This is a genomic window from Bacillus aerolatus, from assembly GCF_009183655.1.
GTDB lineage: Bacteria > Bacillota > Bacilli > Bacillales > Domibacillaceae > Pseudobacillus > Pseudobacillus aerolatus.
In genome coordinates this window covers 449,187-467,220 of record NZ_WEIO01000001.1, presented here as the reverse complement: position 1 = coordinate 467,220, position 18,034 = coordinate 449,187, and the positions used below count along the sequence as shown (strand labels likewise).

Here is an 18,034-nt window from a genome sequence, read left to right as displayed (position 1 = left end):
ATCAATAAAAATGGGAAACCTTTGAAAGTTGGGTTTCCTTTAAATTTATCCAATTATCAACATTAGATTTTAACAGAGCCAATAAAAAAGCCCAAAGGCCGCGGCCTTTGGGCATAATTCGTTACATGGCTGGTGAAGATGGTGCCTGTGTATTGTCTTTTTTTAATAGCCAGTATTGACCGCCAAGCATAAGAGCAAATGCAACAAGACCAATCGCACTATAGATTCCTTCAGGATAGATCAAAAGGAATCCAATGACCAGCGCAACTGCTCTTTCTAAAAAGTTAAGGCTTCTCATCCAGTAGCCGATCATTCCTGCACCGATTGCAATCATGCCGACAAATGCAGTGGAAATGACCCAAAATGCTTCTATCCACGTCGTATCAATCAGCATCAACTGTGGCGAGATGACAAAGATATAAGGAATGATAAAAGCCGCTATAGCAAGTTTTGATGATATGATTCCTGTCCGTATCGGTTCACCTCCAGAAACCCCAGCTGCTGCAAAGGCCGCAAGTGCTACAGGAGGCGTGATATCGGCAATAATTCCGAAATAAAAAACAAACATGTGAGCCGAGAGAGCCGGTACACCAAACAACAGAATTGCCGGAGCTGCGATTGTGGACGTAATGACATAGTTCGCCGTGGTAGGCGATCCCATGCCTAATATAAGTGATGCGACCATCGTTAAGATCAGGGTAGGTATCAAATATCCGCCCGAAAGCTCAAGCAAACCATTTGCCATCTTAAGTCCAACACCTGTTACCGTAACAACGCCAACAATCATTCCGGCAGCCGCTGTAGCAGCTGCTACACCAAGAGCTGTTCGAGCGCCATCTGCCAGCGCTTCAATAAAGAGCTTCGGACCCATTCGTGTCTGCTTATTGAACATTCCGACTGCAATCGCACTGACGATCGACCATAACGCCGCCTTCGTTACACTCATTCCGCTCATTAAAAGGATAATAACGACCAAGATCGGAATGAGCAGGTAGAGTTTTTTAATAACTCTTTTCGTTTCTGGCATCTCTTCCCGGGACAGTCCTCTGAGCCCGATTCGTTTCGCTTCAAAATGGGTCATAATCCAGATCCCTGCAAAATAGAGGATAGCCGGAATAGCAGCAGCCTTTGCAATATCCCAATAGGTGATCCCGCCTCCAATAAATTCAACCATCAAGAACGCAGCAGCACCCATAACAGGCGGCATAATCTGTCCTCCAGTAGAAGAGGCAGCCTCAACCGCTCCAGCAAAGTTCTTGTTATAACCTAACCGCTTCATCATCGGAATGGTAAAAGCACCCGAAGTTACTACATTTGCAACCGAACTTCCACTGATCGTTCCCTGCAAGGCACTTGAGAAAATGGCTACTTTAGCAGGACCACCCACTCTTCTGCCCGCAATAACAATTGATAGATCGTTAAAATATTCTCCTACCCCTGTTTTTACAAGAAATGCCCCAAACAAAAGGAATAAGAAGATGTATGTTGAGGAAACCGCGAGCGGCGTCCCCAGTATTCCTTCTGTCGTAAAAAACATCGTTCTGACAATACGTTCAATCGTCAAACCTCTATGCTCTAAAAACCCTGGCATATATGCCCCAAAATAAGCGTAAAGCAGGAATAAACCCGCAATAACCGTAATAGGAAGCCCGACGACACGTCTTGTTGCTTCTAAAACGAGTACAATCGCGATGGCTCCAATCAGAAAATCCTGTGTTGTAAGCCTTCCTACCCTCATAACAAGATCATCCATAAATAAGTACCAGTACGAGCCGACAGCTAGAGATAATAAAGCCAGGAGCATATCATACCAAGCTACTTGAAACCGCTGCTTTTTTTCTCTTTTCTTTTTTGATGCAGGAAATAATAAAAAGATCAATGTAAGTGCAAAACCTAAATGGATCGTTCGCTGCAGCTGTGCTGGCAAAACGCCAAATATAGCTGTATAAAGCTGAAATAAAGAAAAGGCAACAAGCCCGATAAGCGTAACCCAGTACAGGGCTCCTTTTAAGTTTCGAAAGCCTGCTTCTGGATCGTATTTCTCCATTAACTCTTGTACGGCATCATCTGAAATTTGATCACGCTGCAGATGTTTATTGTTTTCCAAGCCTTTTCCCTCCAATCATCCATTTCCAGATATTCCATTTTTTTGTTTCTATCCTTACCCATGATCCTTTACCACTAAAGCTGGAAAAAGGATATTCTTCCCCATCAATGATCAATCTATGATCTGCAACTACTTGTCCCACCCGAATATCGATAGAAGAAAAGGTTCTATTCATGTTCGCTAAAATATAAGTTCCATCCTTTTGAGTGAATGTCTCGTTTCCGCTTGGTCCTGAAGGCATACCTACTCCAAATTCCTCAAACCTCATTTCCGTCTGTACAATCTCCCCATTTTTATTGGTCAGATAGGTTTCGAGAACAGGCGTCCTGTGGATAGAGTGTATGTACTTTATACTGAATTTTTCACCAGGCTTATTCAGAAAAAAAGCTAATGGTCTGCCGGACTCACCCTCTTCTGCGACGACGACAGAAAGGAAAGGATACGAAACGGCAATAACAAGAACGGTTACAATCACTAATATTGCTATTATTCTCTTCATAAGAACACATGGACTAAAGAAAAATCTTCAGCCCATGCTTGCACCTCTTATTTTAGGATTCCTTTTTCTTCAAAATACTTTTTAGCTCCTGGGTGGAAGTCGATTCCCATACCTTCTACAGCCTTCTCAGCAGAAATCAGTTCTCCTTTTGCGTGGCTGATCTTATCTACATTTTCAAAGATAGCTTTCGTAATCTGATAGACTGCCTCCTCATCCATGTCTTTACGGACAGTCAGCATGGATAATACAGCTACTGTTTTGACATCTGCTTCTAATTTGTAAGTTCCGCTTTTCACTGTGTCCTCAATATAATAAGGGTGAGTATCAATCAACTCTTTAATCTTATCGTCTGCAATCGGAACGACCGTTACAGGATTTGTTGCAGATAATGCATCGACAGCGCCAGTCGGTGTTCCTGCCGTAATGAATGCCGCTTGAATGTTTCCGTCTTGGATTCCTTCAGTGGATTCATCGAATGAAAGGTGCTGCGCGTCAATGTCTTCCATCGTTATACCGTGGACTTTTAAGATCTGCTCTGCGTTTGCGAAGGTTCCGCTGCCAGGAGCTCCTACTGAAACTTTCTTTCCTTTTAAATCTTCAACGCTTTTAATGCCGCTGTCTTTTAGCGTTACAATCTGAACTGTTTCAGGATACAACGTACCAATACCCGTAACCTGATCAACCTTCTCTTTGAACATTTCTTTGCCTTCTACCGCATAGCTCGCAATATCTGTTTGTGTAAAGGCGATATCTGCATCACCGTCTTGAAGAAGCTGCATGTTTTCTACAGATGCTCCTGATGACTGTGAGTTCGCTTCAACGTCCAGCTCTTTACCGACGATTTTCGCCATCTCACCGCCAAGTGGATAATATGTACCTCCCGTACCGCCAGTCACAATGCTGATTCGCTCAAGATTTAAAGCAGGACTTTCTCCTGATTCCTTTTTCTCAGACGGTGTGTCAATTTTTTGTCCACATGCAGCAAGTGAAAATGCCAATAGTAAAACGAATAATAAAGTGATCCTCTTTTTCATGCTTTCCCTCCTAGTGGAATTAATTAATTTCTATTTCAATAGTTTAGCATAAAACTCCAAAAAATTTACAGAATAATCACAATATTCGGATACGTTTTCGCATAAAATGTAGATTTGGAATAAATATTGATTAAAAACGGTTCTGGTGCAAATACTTGAAGAAAATATAAAAAAGCGAAAGTTTTCCAATGACCCTTGTTCTTATGCAACTAGTCCAAACAGTTGTTGGATGAATTCTTTTTGATTTTGGACAGACTTCTTCCTTTGAAGAGTCTGCCCTTTTTTGATCATGTGCATCACCTCTATCCCCGCAATAATTCGTTTGGCAGTCCGTAAAGACTTTAATCCAAGCATCGGGTGAGTTCGTTTTTTTATAAAGCGATGATCCTGCTCCACGATATTGTTGAGATATTTAACTTGCCTTAGTTGGATGCCTTCGGGCATCTGTTTTTCTTCTTTTAACTCTTGGATAGCGATGGGATAAGCTGGGGTCTTGTTTACTGTGATCACACGGGGCTTTGAAACATGAAAAGACTGCAAAGCTTTCTTGAAAATGTTTCCACTTGAACAGATTTTGCTTTTCCATACTGATCACGTCCTTTTAGAGTACTAATATCAGTATGTCCAAGTTTGGAAGATGACTTGCCGATATTCTGAAGTTTTTGCACCAGAACCATATAGCTGCTTCAATAATAAATAAAAGCATTAGTTGAAATTGAGAACAGTTATATAGTTTTTCTAGTCTTTTTTCAAAAATGTACTTGGCATTACGTCAGCGATAACTTCTCCAGTAGCAACAAGTGTGTCATTTGCAAATACCTCTGTTTCAACCTTCCACTTTTTTGGGTGAATCTCTTGTACAGTCCCAACTGCTTTTAATGGAACACCATGTGGGGTTGGATTTTTAAAGTCCACTTTTAAAGAAGCCGTTACAAAGCGAGGAGGAAGCGTACCATCCCCTAATTCATGTCCATTTTTACGGTGTAAAGACATGGATGCCGAACCTGTCCCATGACAATGACAATCTATTAACGACGCAAGCAACCCTCCGTAAACAAAACCTGGAATGGCCATATGCTCTGGTTGTGGCATATAAATTGTTACCGTCTTCTCGCCTTGCCAGCTTGTCCGAAAATGATGACCGTTTTCATTTAACCGACCACATCCATAGCACCATGCAATATCATTTGGATAATCATCTTGAATCGCTTTTAACACTTTTTCCATCATAATTCCTCCTTTTTCAGATTATCTCTTCATATCTTAATTGATTGGGTCCACCTAATTCTCTTAATACGACCGCTTTCATATAACTCCCCCTCGTAACTAAAATATAGATGTACGTCATTCTCAACTTGTTGACTGAGCGCTCGTTCAGTTATTTACTCAGAAATATCTTAATTTTAATAATATTATAATTATTATTTCTTTTCAAGTAGGAGTAGCCTCAGGATTTTGTGGATCTACACCGTTAAGGTATCCCCAAAATCATACGAATACTTTATGCAAATTTAGTAAACATAATCTTCGATATCGGTACTAAAAAAGGATCTCGGCTGGAAGATCCTTTTTACTGCTTATTCGAGGTAGTACCAGCGAAGCTGACATCACCCGCAATAATTAATCGTGCCTGATTGCTAAATATCAGATAGAAACATCTTACGAGTCAGGCTAATAAATTCATCTAAAGGTGGTGTCACCCATTTATCCTTATGCCAAGCAATTTGAGTATAAAGTGGAGATGAGGAAGACTTCCACGGTAATTCCTTCAATCGTCCCTCTTTAATATCCTTTTTCACTACCATTTCAGGCAGTAGTGCCACTCCTAATCCTGCAATTACACATTGTTTGATGGCCTCTATACTAGCAAATTCTATTTTATCTAGTGGGTATATTCCAAAAGAATTTAAGGATTCTTCGAACATATTTCGATAAGAACATCCATCTTCTGTAAGCAAAAGAGTTGCATGCTTCAGATCATCTATTGAAAACGCTGATGTAGATTGGTTTGGTGTGACAACTAGTTTTAACTCCTCTTTGATAAGTTGCTCTACTATTAAAGATCCTTCAGGCTTTCTTTCATCCATAATAAAGGCAACATCTAATAACCCCCCCATAAGATGTTTTCTCGCCATTTCGTCAGAATTTGCCGGTTTAAATACGAGCTTTACTTTTGGAAATGCAGCCTTGAACTCTTTGAGAATTGGCGGTAATCGATAGGTACACTGACTCTCCTGAGCCCCTATTGTTAGAGTACCAGTTAGTTCTTCTTCCCCGTTTGCAGCCGTAATTGCTTCTTCGCTTAAATTAATCATTTTTTCAGCATATCTTTTAAATTGATGTCCGGCTTCTGTTAAAATCAGTCGTTTGCCTAAACGTTCAAATAAGGGTTTGCCAATCTCGTCTTCTAGGACTTTGATTTGAGCCGTAACACTTGATTGTGCAAAATTCAATAATTTCGCCGTTTGGGTAAAGTTCAGATTTTCTGCGGCATGTTTAAAAGTAATTAATTGTTTAATATCCATTTTATCAGCCTCTTTAAATCGGTTTTTCCGATCTATCTAATCGTAATAATCGTCTGTATCGATTTAACAACTTATTATAAGATATAAATACTCGAGAAACAATAGCAGAAAACTACATGGTAAAGGAGATAAGCAAAATGACAATTGTAGTTATTTACGGTGGCAGCCGTCCAAACGGAAATACAGAATCCTTAACAAAGGTAGCAATTCAAGATTTAGATGTGGAAGAAGTATATCTGAAGGATTATTTCATTGAACCTATAATCGATAAGCGACATGCAGAGGAAGGCTTTCCCGAAATCAATGATGATTATAACTCCGTCATTAATCGAATTCTTCCACATGATATTCTTATTTTTTCTACCCCGATTTATTGGTATAGCATGACAGGAACAATGAAGAATTTTATTGATCGATGGTCACAAACTTTAAGAGACCCAAATTATCCTGATTTCAAGGCCGTGATGTCTTCTAAAAAAGCATATGTAATTGCAGTGGGGGGAGATCAGCCGTACATTAAAGGTTTACCAATGATTCAGCAGTTTCAACATATTTTTGACTTTGTAGGGACAACTTTTGAAGGATATATAATTGGGGAAGGAAACAGACCAGGTGATATTGCTCAAGACTTGAAAGCACTGTCTACAGCGGAACAGCTAAGAAGAAAATTACAATAATACTCCAATTCGCAAGAGATACAAGGGGGATTGGAGTTTATGAGCCAACAGACATTGGCAAATATGGTTTTGATAGTTATAAATGCTTTTTGGGGGCTATCATATGTTTTTATGAAGTTAGTGCTTGGTTCACTCCAAGCCTTCAACATTGTTGGGCTTAGATTTTTACTTGCTTTTTTAATATCAGGAATTCTATTTTATAAACGTTTAATGTTAGTTACTAAAAAAGTGATTATTTCTTCCCTAATGTTAGGAACATTATTGTTTGGTGTTTTCACCTTTATTACATTTGGTGTTAGTATGACATCTGCCTCTAATGCCGGATTCCTTGTTAGTCTTACCGTTATATTCGTGCCATTAATCAATTATTTATTAGTTCGATTTCAATTATAGGGTCCTTTAGTTGAATAAGGCTTCTAAGTATCAAATGAATATTCCATACACCCCTTGTTCACATAACGCCACAAGCAGAAAGCTCGCATACTAAAAACTTCTTGTCCTTCAAGGGGTTTCTTTTTGTTCCCTCTTGATTCTTTATGTAGGATTTTATACATCGTTGATTTATCAACGTTTTTGGCTTCTGAAAAAGCCCGGTGGCTGCATAAGAACAGATTCCATTAGGAATCTATATATATCTTTCAAATAAATGCAATCTTTGCACCAAAACCGAAAAACTAACGAGCCCCCTAGTTGGGAAACTCTCTTTTTTACATGAAATTTTAAAAAAATAAAATTTTCTAACCTTTCGATCAATTAAAGCCCCCATTAGCTTAATTACGTTTCTTAATAATATGCTACCCTTCCCCTGTATTGAGATTTACAAGATCTTTAGAATACCTTTTTATACGACTTATTTAATACAAAGCAATATGTATTTTCTGTCCTTCAATAAGCCAATATAAAAGGAATGGCTGATGCCTATAAGATGTGAAAGTGAGGTAAAACCATGTATTTTTACAGGGAAGATTTAATTAATATTATTGTACCTGACAAACCTGATCCAGTTGCAGCAAAGGTAATGCAGGAAATCCTTGGCGGACACTTTGGGGAAATGCGTACCATGATGCAGTACTTTTTTCAGAGTTCAAATTTCCGCGGTACGGATAAGAAATACCGAGATCTGCTCCGGGGAATTTTTTTAGAGGAGATTGCGCATGTTGAACTTGTGCAGACGACCATCAACCAATTACTGAATGAATCCGGGGAACCCGGAGTAGGGTCGGAAAGTCCAAGCGGTGCACCATTGGCAAACCCAGTGACCCACGCCAACCCCCATCATTATATTATTGGTGCCCAGGCTTCTGTTCCAGAGGATGCGGCAGGAAATCCGTGGAATGGATCCTGGGTGTACAGCCATGGGAATTTGATAGGAGACTTGTTGGATAACCTTACATTGGAATCAACTGGGGTTCTGCAAAAGTCCAGAATATATGAAATGAGTTCAAATAAAACGTTCAGGGAAACGCTTGCGTTTCTGATCGTTCGCGACAATGCGCATCAGAATGCGTTTGCCAAAGCCCTTGAAACACTTGGAGTAGACTGGGGGAAATTGTTTCCGGTTCCAAACTACGATATAAATAAATACCCTGAATGCCGGAAGTATATAGATATGGGCTTCCACAATGCCCAGTTTAATTTCAGGCTGGATGATACCTTAATTGCAGAGGTTTTCACTGGGAAATCTCCAAGCAGGAATGGTGGGGAGCTTCAGGTTGTTCCTCCACCGACAGGTTATCCAGTCCCAGTTATGCCTGAGCTTCCAAATGAACACTCCCCAGGAATAAGTGATTTGAATAGATAATTATGACCCGCTCTAAAGAGCGGGTCTCAGTTTGTCGCCAAACTGAAAGCCCCTTTTAAGGGGGCTTTAGCAACACTATCAATTCTGCAAATTATATCTAGGCTCTATTTAGATTATTAAGTATTCTTTTAGTGCCTGTTGCAACGTACCCAGTGTTTTTGTCTCATGATCAAATGAGAGTCCCTGTTGTATCATTTCCCTTACTACTTCTACTCTTAATCCGGTAATGACCGTCTTACATCCCATTAGGGAAGCACCATTGATAATTTTCATTAAATGGGCAATGACCTGGGGTTCCATATCTGCGATTCCCGATAAATCCATGATTAAGGTTTGGATGTGAGCTATACCAATTTCAGTTAGAACCTTTTCCTCAAGGATTGAAGTTCGAAAAGTATCAACCGAACCAATCAAAGGCAAAATAGAGATAGAAGCGTTGATTGGAATGATGGGAACCGATAGATTTTCGACCAACTCTCTCTGAGCTATGATCAAGGAATCCTTAAATGTAGAATAACTAATAAAAAAGGTATTTAAAAATGCATCGATCCGAGTATTAATTTCCTTTTCTAGACGGAAAAAGTTCAAAGTCTTCTGTTCACCTGCTAATTCGCTGTACTGTTCTATAAAATTCCATAGAGTCCTACGAATGGCTTGCACCCACTCCAATTTGAATGATAGGGCGATGGAGTGAGTAGCCCACGCTATTCCTTCTTGTTTCGCAAATAATTGAAGTTCTTTTTCTTTCCCTTCAATAATATAAACAACCATACTGTGGGCATTATTTACAAGGTTAATATTGCCGATAGCTAAAATTTCATTGATTTTGTCTTTTACATTGACAGCCTCCGATAATAACTTCTCTTCAAATTTCTCACTATTTTTTTCAAAAAATTCTTTTAGTTTAAATGAATGTTGAAACGCTTCTTTCATTCTATACTCCTCCTTTGTGTATGTAACTCCACAAAAACCCATACCACTTTCCTTTATTAAACTGCATCATTTATAAAACTGAATTTTCAGATTTTAATAGATTATAAAATTACGGGGAATATTTTTAGTATTCACCTGCCTTTTGTTATTCAATTAACGAGGGGCTTTAGTTCAGAAGCATAAAGGTTTAAGTTTTTCAAAAACGAAAGATCTACTTATTTATCGAATTGTATTTTGAAAGTGTCTCTCCCCGAAAAAGTATTATGCTGTGTTTTAAAACATTTAAAAATAAAAAAACTGAATCACCCTTGTTGAGCCAATTCAGTCTTGGAAGCACACCCATTGTTAGTAATTTTAACGATAAAACAATCATGACAACTTTCTCTTATCGCTGTACAAGTAGCAGAAAATTCTTTTTGGCCATTGATCTCTGTAAAGCTAATTTCTTGATTGACCATACTATCAATATCTGGACAATAAGCAGCGACTCTCCTTAGGTATTTTTCCATTTCACCATTAGCCTTTTACCTTTCCCTGTTTGATAGCGTTTTAAACTGACTATCCCCTAATTTATTTAAATTAAAACAAATGTAATACAAAAAGCTTTACAAAAGAGGTCCCACAACAGAAGGCCTTTTCATGTAGTTCCTATGATTCGAAAGGCGAAGATTAAACAACTTAATTTAATATATGGATTTTCTTTGTATTAGTGATCATAGCTACCTTCCCAGAAATTCTTCCCTAGATTCGCAACTTATTTTAAAATCGATAAGTTTGTTTTACAAGAGTTTTTGTCCTTTATGTTGCGTTCGAAATATGGAATAAATAAAAGCCCTTACTCTTTGGGTAACGGCCCTTTGGATACTTCTGACTCTTTTACTAGCTCAATAAGGTTGGGGTTCTTCACACTTCTGATTTCCCAATACCCTGAATCATATTTATGAATTACCGTATAGAGTTTTCCATTGTAGTTTACTTCCTCAAATGACATACTGCCTTCTCCTTCCAGTTTACCTTGTTAGCCACATTGTATCAGATCCCTCTTCCTGATTTTTCGCTGTCCTTTCTTCCCATCAGCCTGGTGACTGCATAAAAAAGTGGGATTTTATACACTCAGCCCTTACAAACTAGACTTTCTTATGCAAAAAAGAAGGGTGAACAGTAGACACAAACTGTGTCACAAAGAAAGAGAGCGTTCGATAAATGGGAAACAAATCATGTATATAAAAAGAATTCCTCTTAGGGAGAGAGGAATTCTTTTTAGGTAGGATTCTTTTCAAAAGCAAGTTTTAAACCGAAACCCACAAGTACAGCGCCTGATACTCCTTGGATTATTTTCTGAGTAGAATGCTTTTGCATAAATCCACTTATCTGATCTATGAGTAGAATGAAAAACAAGGAGTAAAGGAAGGTTAGTCCAACGTAGATTAACCCTAACATTAGCAATGGGAAGAAGCTGTTTATATTTGGTTCCACAAATTGAGGCAGAAATGTTAGAAAAAAAACAGCAACTTTAGGATTGAGCAAATCTGTTAGAAAGCCTTGTCGGAAAAGATTTTCGTTTGTAGCCTTATGATCCTTATTTAGAGTATTCATGTTTATCTTATCTTTTCTCACTGATAAGAAAGCCATTATCCCTAAATAAATGAGGTAAGCAGCCCCAACGAATTTAAAGATTGAAAACAGATAAGCTGAACTAGCAATAATGGCAGATAATCCAACTACCGCTATAAATGTATGAACCAGTAATGCTAAGCAGATACCTAATATAGTTTGTAATCCACCTTTACTTCCTTCTTTTAACGTGTTTCTTGTCAAAATCACATTGTCAGGTCCTGGAAGAATAACTAAAAAGAAAGACATAATCACGAAAGTAATAACGTTTATCATAGCTTTCACATCCTTTATTTCAGAATTTTACCACAGGAAATGAATGTTTTAAAGATTGAAAAATATAGAATTAATGATAGATATTGATGAAATTACAGAATTTGGCTTTCTCCCTCAAATTACTCCTCAAACTCAACTTGCTCAACTTGAAGAAATGTTAAAGCCTTCCCCAAATACAAACAATTCAAATTAGATTTGGAAGGTACTCATTAAAGGAGTAGCGCCAGAAAAATGCGGATTGACAACGATTAGCTTTTGATACAAGGTTTTCTGTCTTAACGTTGTCAATCCGCATAATCCTGATGCTACCCTTTACTGGGGAAATCATATTTTAATCTTTATTTTTGCTATACAGTTTGTATCAAATACGAAACAAACCGATTTTTATTAACTTCACGATGACAGCTAAAAAAGACACAATTCCTTGTACTGGAATCGTACCCTCATAGTTATGATGATTTTCAAATGAAAAAACATAGTCGGTACGGGCTCATTACTATAGAAGGTTGAATAAGGTGAAGGGTACAAAGAAACGCTCTAAGGAGGATACGCTTTGCAACGCTATACATTCAGCCCTGAAGTAAAGTTATTGTTAGTAGATCATTCAGATGAAAAAGAAAAGGTTTTATATGATTCAAACCCTTATACTCGACAAATGCCCAAAATAGGACCTAGACCGCCATATTATTGTAATCCACGATATGAGCAGTACTATCCTGTTATCTAGTCGTATTTTGTTTTATAAGCCTTGCGATTCTGCCACCCTCGTTTTCCCACTCATCCAGATCTACAGTATCGTTTCGATCAGAAGATTCCTCGTTGTTTTTGGATAGGAATAACCATTTCTTTTCCACTCTATCACCCCATTATATAAATTGACTAAAACGGTGTTTTCCGAACTTGATCGTATTCCTCCCGTAATAGTGTATATATAATGGGTCTTACTCTGTTTTATGCATGGCTTAAACGTGATTTGAATTATGCGGCATTTCTAAGCAAGCAGCAGATAACAATGAATAATTATGAACATTGCTGTGCCAAACAAAGGAAAAGAATTTATGTTTTTTTCTAAAAAGATCAATATCTGAAAATCCCTCTGCTGCCCCACCTTTTATAAGACGGGACATTAGAGGGATTTTTTAATATACATACTTTAACATTTTCAAGACAGTGATTCCCCCTCCGTTTACTGATACAACCCAACTAGCAACAAAAGCAGGGATTCCTTTGCTTCTTGTACTTTATTTAAAAAACAGATCAAAAGTGATTGCAATCAAATACGCAACAACAAGAGCACCCGAGAGATATGTACCAAGATAAAGTAAATTTTCCATCATCGTCCTCCTCACAAATGTTCGTGCATCAAAGATTCGAGCCGTTGTAAGGGTGCCAAAAATCGTTTCCTGACATGTCGATTAATCATATTTTTTAAAACCTTTTCTTGCAGTGATAATATCACTGCAAGAAAAGGTTTTGTTAACAAGAAGTGATACAATCCTTTGCTATACTAAATGTTAATAAATGATCATCTCAAAAATTATTTGTCAGCCGGCTCCTCTGTCACCATTTGAAGGCCATTCTGTATTACTTCTCAGCAGGCTCTTCTGTATTCATATCTCCACTAGAAGGTTCTTCCATATCCGTATCACCACTTGAAGGCTCTTCTGTATTTATCTCCCCACTAGAAGGTTCCTCCGTATTTATATCACTATTTGCAGGTGCTTCTTGAGGATTCATATCTTGATCATTGCTGCAGGCCGTAACAAGCATCAAGGCAAAAACGAGAACTAATATTTTCCAAATCTGTTTAAATACCATTTCTCTTCCTCCTAATCATTTTTTAAAGTACTTAATTATAAAGATTTTCAACTCCTTCCTTCAAAGCTAAAGCCATTATAAACAAGCCATTCTGAAAAGCTTGTCGATTCATTCGATATTACTTAACTTTAAATGAACTGTTAACGTTCCTTAATAAAAGAAATAAACTTTTTATTTCCCCCTCTTAATGTTTAAGGAAGGCATCTTTTTTGTTTAATTTGTAAGGCAACCGCTTCACATACTTTCCAATTTTTACACTTCTTTAAATAAACATTGCATGGAATTAATATTTTATCTTTATACTAAAAATCAGGCGGGGTAGCACGCGTGGCTATCATGGTATTCGGCGAAGGCGGGGCCGGTACTTTTTTTGTGTTGACGAAACATTCATCCCTTTCGTATGATCAACCAGCGGCTCCTGTTTGCGAATAATAAAGTTATTACATAGTAAAAAAACAGAGCACAAATCGTAACGGGTTCGGTTGATGGGAAGAAAATATCAATTCACAAACTATTTCACATTGTCTTTAACACATATTTCGCCATTAAATTAACATAAAAAATAGCAACTGAATTATTCAGTTGCTATTTTAACGGTATTATGAACACGAATGGTGCAAGATTTAATATCAAACCTGATTTATTGAGCCTTTTATTAAATAGCAGAACAACTCCTACTATCTAAATACCTATAAAAAAGTGTCTTATTATCCTTGATTGTCTTCGTTGCTTTTGTATTCTAAAATATCTCCAGGCTGACATTCTAAAGCCTTACAAATCGCTTCTAAAGTTGATAAACGAATCGCCTTTGCCTTTCCATTTTTCAATATAGAAAGATTAGCCATCGTTATTCCAACCCTCTCTGAAAGTTCCGTTACACTCATTTTCCTTTTAGCCAACATCACATCAATATTGATTATAATCGCCATGTTATTCACCTCAAACGACAAATTCATTTTCGGATTTTATATCGATGGCTTCTTTTAAAAGCCTTTGAAGAACAGCAGAAAATACTGCAATTACCATTGAAGCAAAGATAGGGACCATTCCGACTAATGCGAGACCCGGTGCGTCATCTACCTGCGCCATGATAAAAACGAATGGTAGGGCTACCGCATACAAGCCACTGATTATGATGGCACAGTTTCTTATATTCTTTAGAGCTCTTACAGATAATTTCGAGAAAGCTTTGTTCTTGTCAATATAGCTTAAAAGTTTAAAGGCTTGATACAAAGCGATGTAAAACGGTATCGCCGATACATACATAACCATTAAAATGCCGTACACCACAAAAGCCACATCTGCGCCTCTTTTTGCTGCTTCATTTGCTTCATTCGCTATCTGAGGCAACAAAAATAGACACAAAGCAAGAACTGGAATTCCCATAAGAATAACAGCTATTTTTAAAAAGAGCGTTGTTCCTCGTTTCATAAAAAGCACCTCATTTATTTATTGTCAATTTGAATTTAACACATACTTTATCGTTTTACAATAAATTATTATCTTTTTTTATTATATTATTATCGATATATAAATATCCTTTTAATTTTAGACAAAGCTAAAAAGCATTCTTCATTACAAAGAAATGCTCTTTAGCTTTAAACTATTCAATTTATAACTTGTTAAATCAACAACCTGCACCGTTAAATAAATTAGCCTGCGATATAACAATCCTTTAGGATATCATGCAGGAATATCGGTAAAAAAATCATAGACTTTCAATACTTGTCTCTTGAGAAATAAAGTACATACATCCAATCATTTTAGATCATAACGATCATTCAGCTTTTAGTTTAAATGATCCATTATTGTTCACCATTTAAAGAATAATTCCTTTTACTTTACACACCATATCTTTATCGGAGGTGAAGAAAGTGAAAAAAGACAATAACGAGAGTATCAACTTTCAAAACAACGATACTCCTCAAGATGCAATCATGAATAAGGTTAATCAAACTTTTGATGAAATGGTACAGGATGTAAAGAATATAATTAATGAAAATGACCAGGGAAGTAACATCAAATAACCTTAACGCCAATAATGGCGTTTTTTTAATGATTTTTTTAACAATTGATTTTATACATCTACTTAAGATTAGCTTTAGATTGCCATAACGAATGCCTGCTTTAGTTTCTTTATGGTGTAATGGCTATCCATCAGCATTTCGTAAGCGCCCTGCATCCACCTCTACACATCAACGAAACGAACCTTGACCAGCTGGGCTGATGCCTGGCTTTTTGCCGTTGCTGATTAATTTTTACAGAGGCCTTTTTAGTAATTAGATGGTGCTAAATTCTATTTTCAAAGCCTTTTAACTGCTTATTATTTATTTCCGCTCTAGTGTGGGTCTTCATCAGCTCACGCCTTTTCGCTGTTCATCCAAATACTCATTAAAAAGTAAAATTCCCTCAACTACTTCGTCTTTTGAAAATCTCATGGCCACTTCCCTGATAAATATTGGTCCCTGCATCACCCGGCCGGTTGCCCGGTAATACATTTTCATATGATGAAACACTTTATTTTCACTCATAAAGTTTGTGCCTCCCATCGCCTTTTCATATTTGAAAACCTTGAATGTTCTTTAACAAATACTAATGAGAGCGGGCAGACGGCTGATCCATCCGTTTTTTCTCATGTTCAACCAAGTCACGAATAGATTGAATGCCCGCCTTGGCCCAATCACCTAAGATCCGCCAGTCGTTAAGATGCATTAACGCATGCCATAACAGAACAGCTGACTGAGGCAACTCATTTAGTTCGAGCCAGTCATAAAAAGCATGGACTTCTTTGATATAATCCGTGGCTGTTTCAGTTGTCACTTACATCCATCCTTTCTTTTCCATTGAGAGACTAATCCTCCCTCTACTACTTAAATAAGAAAAAAACGGTGAAAAGGACACCAAAATCAAATATTAATATGTAAAGAATATGCAAATATGTTCGTTAAGGGACATTGCTTCATGCTCACCTGCCGTGTTTAACTTGTTTTCATCTTCGTATAGTTGAATCAAAAAAAGCTTCTTCTTTTCAAATAATGTGAAAAGAAGAAGCTTTCAAAAAACATTCGATGATCGCTTAACGTTTAATTCGTCACTTTTACAAATCTCCACAAATTTTCTTTACTGCTAACGTCTGACGATAATGATTGTGTCCGGGTTTATTTCATGAGCCGTGGCACCCAGTATCTTTGCAATACTCGTGCTGGTTTTTTGTAGTGTCTCTTTATTTTCCACAGTAAAAGTGGGTGCGCCGCCTTTTATGTTTTCCTGTTTAGTAGTAACAATGGCAACAATTGAAGTTTGCTTTTCAGCCATTTTTCCCGCCTCCTTGAACTATTTTTGCGGATTTTTTCGTTTGCCTTTATCTGCTTCGCTCGGTAAACGAATAGCACTATCAAGAATCGGTACATTTTCTAAAACCTTTTTTATTTGATTAAAATCTTTTTCCTGGGGCATTAAAAATAAACCTATTCTGCCATCTTCCATATCACGTTTGGAGAGTGGAATAAAGTCAGGCTCCCCGGAATCAATGTAGGCACCAAGTACATTGGCTACATGATGTAACATTGCCTGACGCTGCCCAAGATAGGATAAAGTAACAATACTATTTTCATTTTTAGGATTGATGATCGCTCCCGCTGCTCTTTCCTTAATTACCTTTCGGCTATCCTCTAATCCGACGTTTTTAATATGAATATCACCTATATAAAGGTTCGGTCCTTCAAACCGGATTTCACCTTCCGTAATATCAGCAACGTCTGCTAACAATTTTCCTGACCTCTTGAATTTAACAATTACAAGCATGACTCCCCCGCCTAGTATCCCCAGCCAAGGGGTGAAGACGGAGAAAAGCGTAGTAACGAGGGCGGTAAACATTACCAGATAATTCCGGCTTTCAAATGCTTGAGCCATCCCTTCAATAAATGGGGATCCACGCTTGACCAATTCTTGCTCGTCAATTTTTTCAAGTGTGTCCCTTTCCATTTTCCGAACTTCGCGAAATTGTGTAGCAGCAAGTCCAAGAAATGTAACTGCAGTCCAATCAGATTTCAGAACCGCAGGAATAGCTACCGCTCCAATAAAAGCTGCTATAAATCCAAATGAAAGGTGAATAATTCTTCCTTGCGGATATGTAGGATATTGCCGAAAATCGGTACGCAACAATACAAACCTTGATAAGCAGCCGAAAACAATTCCAATTATAACTGCCAGTAAATATTTATCCATCGTCCGTCCCCCTGTAAAAAACCCTGGCGATTTCGCCAGAGTTAAAAATTGCCGTCGTTCAAAGTGTTAAGATATATATTTATATTAACCATTCGTTAAAAAAATATGATGAATGAGACTTTCTTTTCGAAAAGAACGAAAGCGAACCCTTTTTGCCTTTACCTTCGTATATTGAGATCAAAAAAAGCTTCTTCTTTTCAAATCATACGAAAAGAAGAAGCTTTTCAAAAAAACAGCCGATGATCCCTTAACATTTAATTCGTCACTTTTACAAATTCCCACAAGTTTTCGATAGGGCAAATGCCATGACGCGGTGCGTGTGTAAATTCGTAGCAGGCATAATCTTTCCAGCCATGGAGATTTATTTTTATTTCCCTCTGTTCATCTTCCAGCCAAACAAACTTCCAATCCTCATTTAACAGACTGAGCAACTGATCACTTGTTTTTATCTTTTGAACTGAGCTGAATAAATCTTCCATTCTTTCGCCTCCTCATTCACTTACATACAACTTCTTCTTTTTTA

At 37.6% G+C, this 18,034-nt stretch carries 21 protein-coding genes and 1 pseudogene; 4 read left to right on the top strand and 18 right to left on the bottom strand.

The annotated features are described in order from the left end of the window. Nucleotides 1–121: 121 nt before the first annotated feature. From F9802_RS02525 to F9802_RS02500, 6 genes and pseudogenes are all read right to left on the bottom strand, one after another. Nucleotides 122–2,047 (bottom strand): TRAP transporter permease, encoded by a 1,926-nt coding sequence (locus tag F9802_RS02525; protein ID WP_152149770.1) that lies wholly within the window; start codon nt 2,045–2,047, stop codon nt 122–124. 46 nt (nt 2,048–2,093) lie between these two features. After that, nucleotides 2,094–2,606 carry a DUF1850 domain-containing protein gene (locus F9802_RS02520; RefSeq protein ID WP_152149553.1) on the bottom strand — a complete coding sequence of 171 codons (513 nt, stop codon included), beginning with the start codon at nt 2,604–2,606 and terminating at the stop codon, nt 2,094–2,096. 47 nt (nt 2,607–2,653) lie between these two features. After that, the gene (locus F9802_RS02515) at nt 2,654–3,640 is read right to left on the bottom strand and encodes a TAXI family TRAP transporter solute-binding subunit (protein WP_152149552.1); all 987 of its coding nucleotides are present in this window, start codon (nt 3,638–3,640) and stop codon (nt 2,654–2,656) included. Nucleotides 3,641–3,841: 201 nt separating this feature from the next. Continuing rightward, nucleotides 3,842–4,192 (bottom strand): annotated as a pseudogene (locus tag F9802_RS02510) (DDE-type integrase/transposase/recombinase); the annotation flags it as partial. Nucleotides 4,193–4,378: 186 nt separating this feature from the next. After that, complete coding sequence (locus F9802_RS02505; protein WP_152149551.1) at nt 4,379–4,870, bottom strand: PaaI family thioesterase; 492 nt, start codon at nt 4,868–4,870, stop codon at nt 4,379–4,381. A 407-nt stretch (nt 4,871–5,277) separates the two neighbouring features. After that, nucleotides 5,278–6,165, bottom strand: a complete 888-nt coding sequence (locus tag F9802_RS02500; RefSeq protein WP_152149550.1) for a LysR family transcriptional regulator — start codon at nt 6,163–6,165, stop codon at nt 5,278–5,280. 137 nt (nt 6,166–6,302) lie between these two features. On the opposite strand from F9802_RS02500, the gene F9802_RS02495 reads away from it, so the two are divergent. The 3 genes from F9802_RS02495 to F9802_RS02485 all read left to right on the top strand — a co-directional run bounded on the left by F9802_RS02495 (nt 6,303) and on the right by F9802_RS02485 (nt 8,643). Continuing rightward, on the top strand, nt 6,303–6,842 hold the full coding sequence (locus F9802_RS02495; protein ID WP_152149549.1) for a flavodoxin family protein: 540 nt from the start codon (nt 6,303–6,305) through the stop codon (nt 6,840–6,842). 39 nt (nt 6,843–6,881) lie between these two features. Further along, on the top strand, nt 6,882–7,235 hold the full coding sequence (locus F9802_RS02490) for an EamA family transporter (protein ID WP_152149548.1): 354 nt from the start codon (nt 6,882–6,884) through the stop codon (nt 7,233–7,235). 553 nt (nt 7,236–7,788) lie between these two features. Next, on the top strand, nt 7,789–8,643 hold the full coding sequence (locus tag F9802_RS02485) for a manganese catalase family protein (RefSeq protein ID WP_152149547.1): 855 nt from the start codon (nt 7,789–7,791) through the stop codon (nt 8,641–8,643). A gap of 108 nt (nt 8,644–8,751) precedes the next feature. On the opposite strand, the gene F9802_RS02480 is transcribed toward F9802_RS02485, so the two are convergent. The 7 genes from F9802_RS02480 to F9802_RS02455 form a co-directional block, all read right to left on the bottom strand. Beyond that, on the bottom strand, nt 8,752–9,576 hold the full coding sequence (locus tag F9802_RS02480) for an STAS domain-containing protein (RefSeq protein ID WP_152149546.1): 825 nt from the start codon (nt 9,574–9,576) through the stop codon (nt 8,752–8,754). A gap of 302 nt (nt 9,577–9,878) precedes the next feature. Then, nucleotides 9,879–10,085, bottom strand: coding sequence for a hypothetical protein (locus F9802_RS02475; RefSeq protein ID WP_152149545.1), 207 nt, complete (start codon nt 10,083–10,085; stop codon nt 9,879–9,881). 326 nt (nt 10,086–10,411) lie between these two features. Next, nucleotides 10,412–10,567, bottom strand: a complete 156-nt coding sequence (locus tag F9802_RS19495) for a hypothetical protein (RefSeq protein ID WP_191991732.1) — start codon at nt 10,565–10,567, stop codon at nt 10,412–10,414. A 269-nt stretch (nt 10,568–10,836) separates the two neighbouring features. Continuing rightward, on the bottom strand, nt 10,837–11,466 hold the full coding sequence (locus F9802_RS02470) for a LysE family translocator (protein ID WP_152149544.1): 630 nt from the start codon (nt 11,464–11,466) through the stop codon (nt 10,837–10,839). Nucleotides 11,467–13,050: 1,584 nt separating this feature from the next. Continuing rightward, a complete protein-coding gene (locus tag F9802_RS02465) occupies nt 13,051–13,284 on the bottom strand; it encodes a hypothetical protein (RefSeq protein WP_152149543.1) in 234 nt (77 codons plus the stop codon). A gap of 707 nt (nt 13,285–13,991) precedes the next feature. After that, the gene (locus F9802_RS02460; RefSeq protein WP_152149542.1) at nt 13,992–14,213 is read right to left on the bottom strand and encodes a helix-turn-helix domain-containing protein; all 222 of its coding nucleotides are present in this window, start codon (nt 14,211–14,213) and stop codon (nt 13,992–13,994) included. Nucleotides 14,214–14,223: 10 nt separating this feature from the next. Next, nucleotides 14,224–14,715 carry a DUF2975 domain-containing protein gene (locus tag F9802_RS02455; protein ID WP_152149541.1) on the bottom strand — a complete coding sequence of 164 codons (492 nt, stop codon included), beginning with the start codon at nt 14,713–14,715 and terminating at the stop codon, nt 14,224–14,226. Nucleotides 14,716–15,158: 443 nt separating this feature from the next. Between F9802_RS02455 and F9802_RS19490 the strand changes: the two genes are divergently transcribed. Further along, a complete protein-coding gene (locus tag F9802_RS19490) occupies nt 15,159–15,311 on the top strand; it encodes a hypothetical protein (RefSeq protein ID WP_191991731.1) in 153 nt (50 codons plus the stop codon). 327 nt (nt 15,312–15,638) lie between these two features. Here the strand turns inward: F9802_RS19490 and F9802_RS19485 are convergent, their stop codons facing one another. From F9802_RS19485 to F9802_RS02435, 5 genes are all read right to left on the bottom strand, one after another. Continuing rightward, the gene (locus F9802_RS19485) at nt 15,639–15,815 is read right to left on the bottom strand and encodes a hypothetical protein (RefSeq protein WP_191991730.1); all 177 of its coding nucleotides are present in this window, start codon (nt 15,813–15,815) and stop codon (nt 15,639–15,641) included. 61 nt (nt 15,816–15,876) lie between these two features. Beyond that, entirely contained in the window at nt 15,877–16,104 is a 228-nt protein-coding gene (locus F9802_RS02450) for a hypothetical protein (RefSeq protein ID WP_152149540.1), read from the bottom strand. 306 nt (nt 16,105–16,410) lie between these two features. Beyond that, nucleotides 16,411–16,599: a capping complex subunit for YIEGIA gene (locus F9802_RS02445; RefSeq protein ID WP_152149539.1), complete on the bottom strand. Its 189-nt coding sequence runs from the start codon at nt 16,597–16,599 to the stop codon at nt 16,411–16,413. 18 nt (nt 16,600–16,617) lie between these two features. After that, complete coding sequence (locus tag F9802_RS02440; protein ID WP_152149538.1) at nt 16,618–17,511, bottom strand: YIEGIA family protein; 894 nt, start codon at nt 17,509–17,511, stop codon at nt 16,618–16,620. Between the two features lie 254 nt (nt 17,512–17,765). Next, nucleotides 17,766–17,990: a hypothetical protein gene (locus F9802_RS02435; protein WP_152149537.1), complete on the bottom strand. Its 225-nt coding sequence runs from the start codon at nt 17,988–17,990 to the stop codon at nt 17,766–17,768. Nucleotides 17,991–18,034 lie beyond the last annotated feature (44 nt).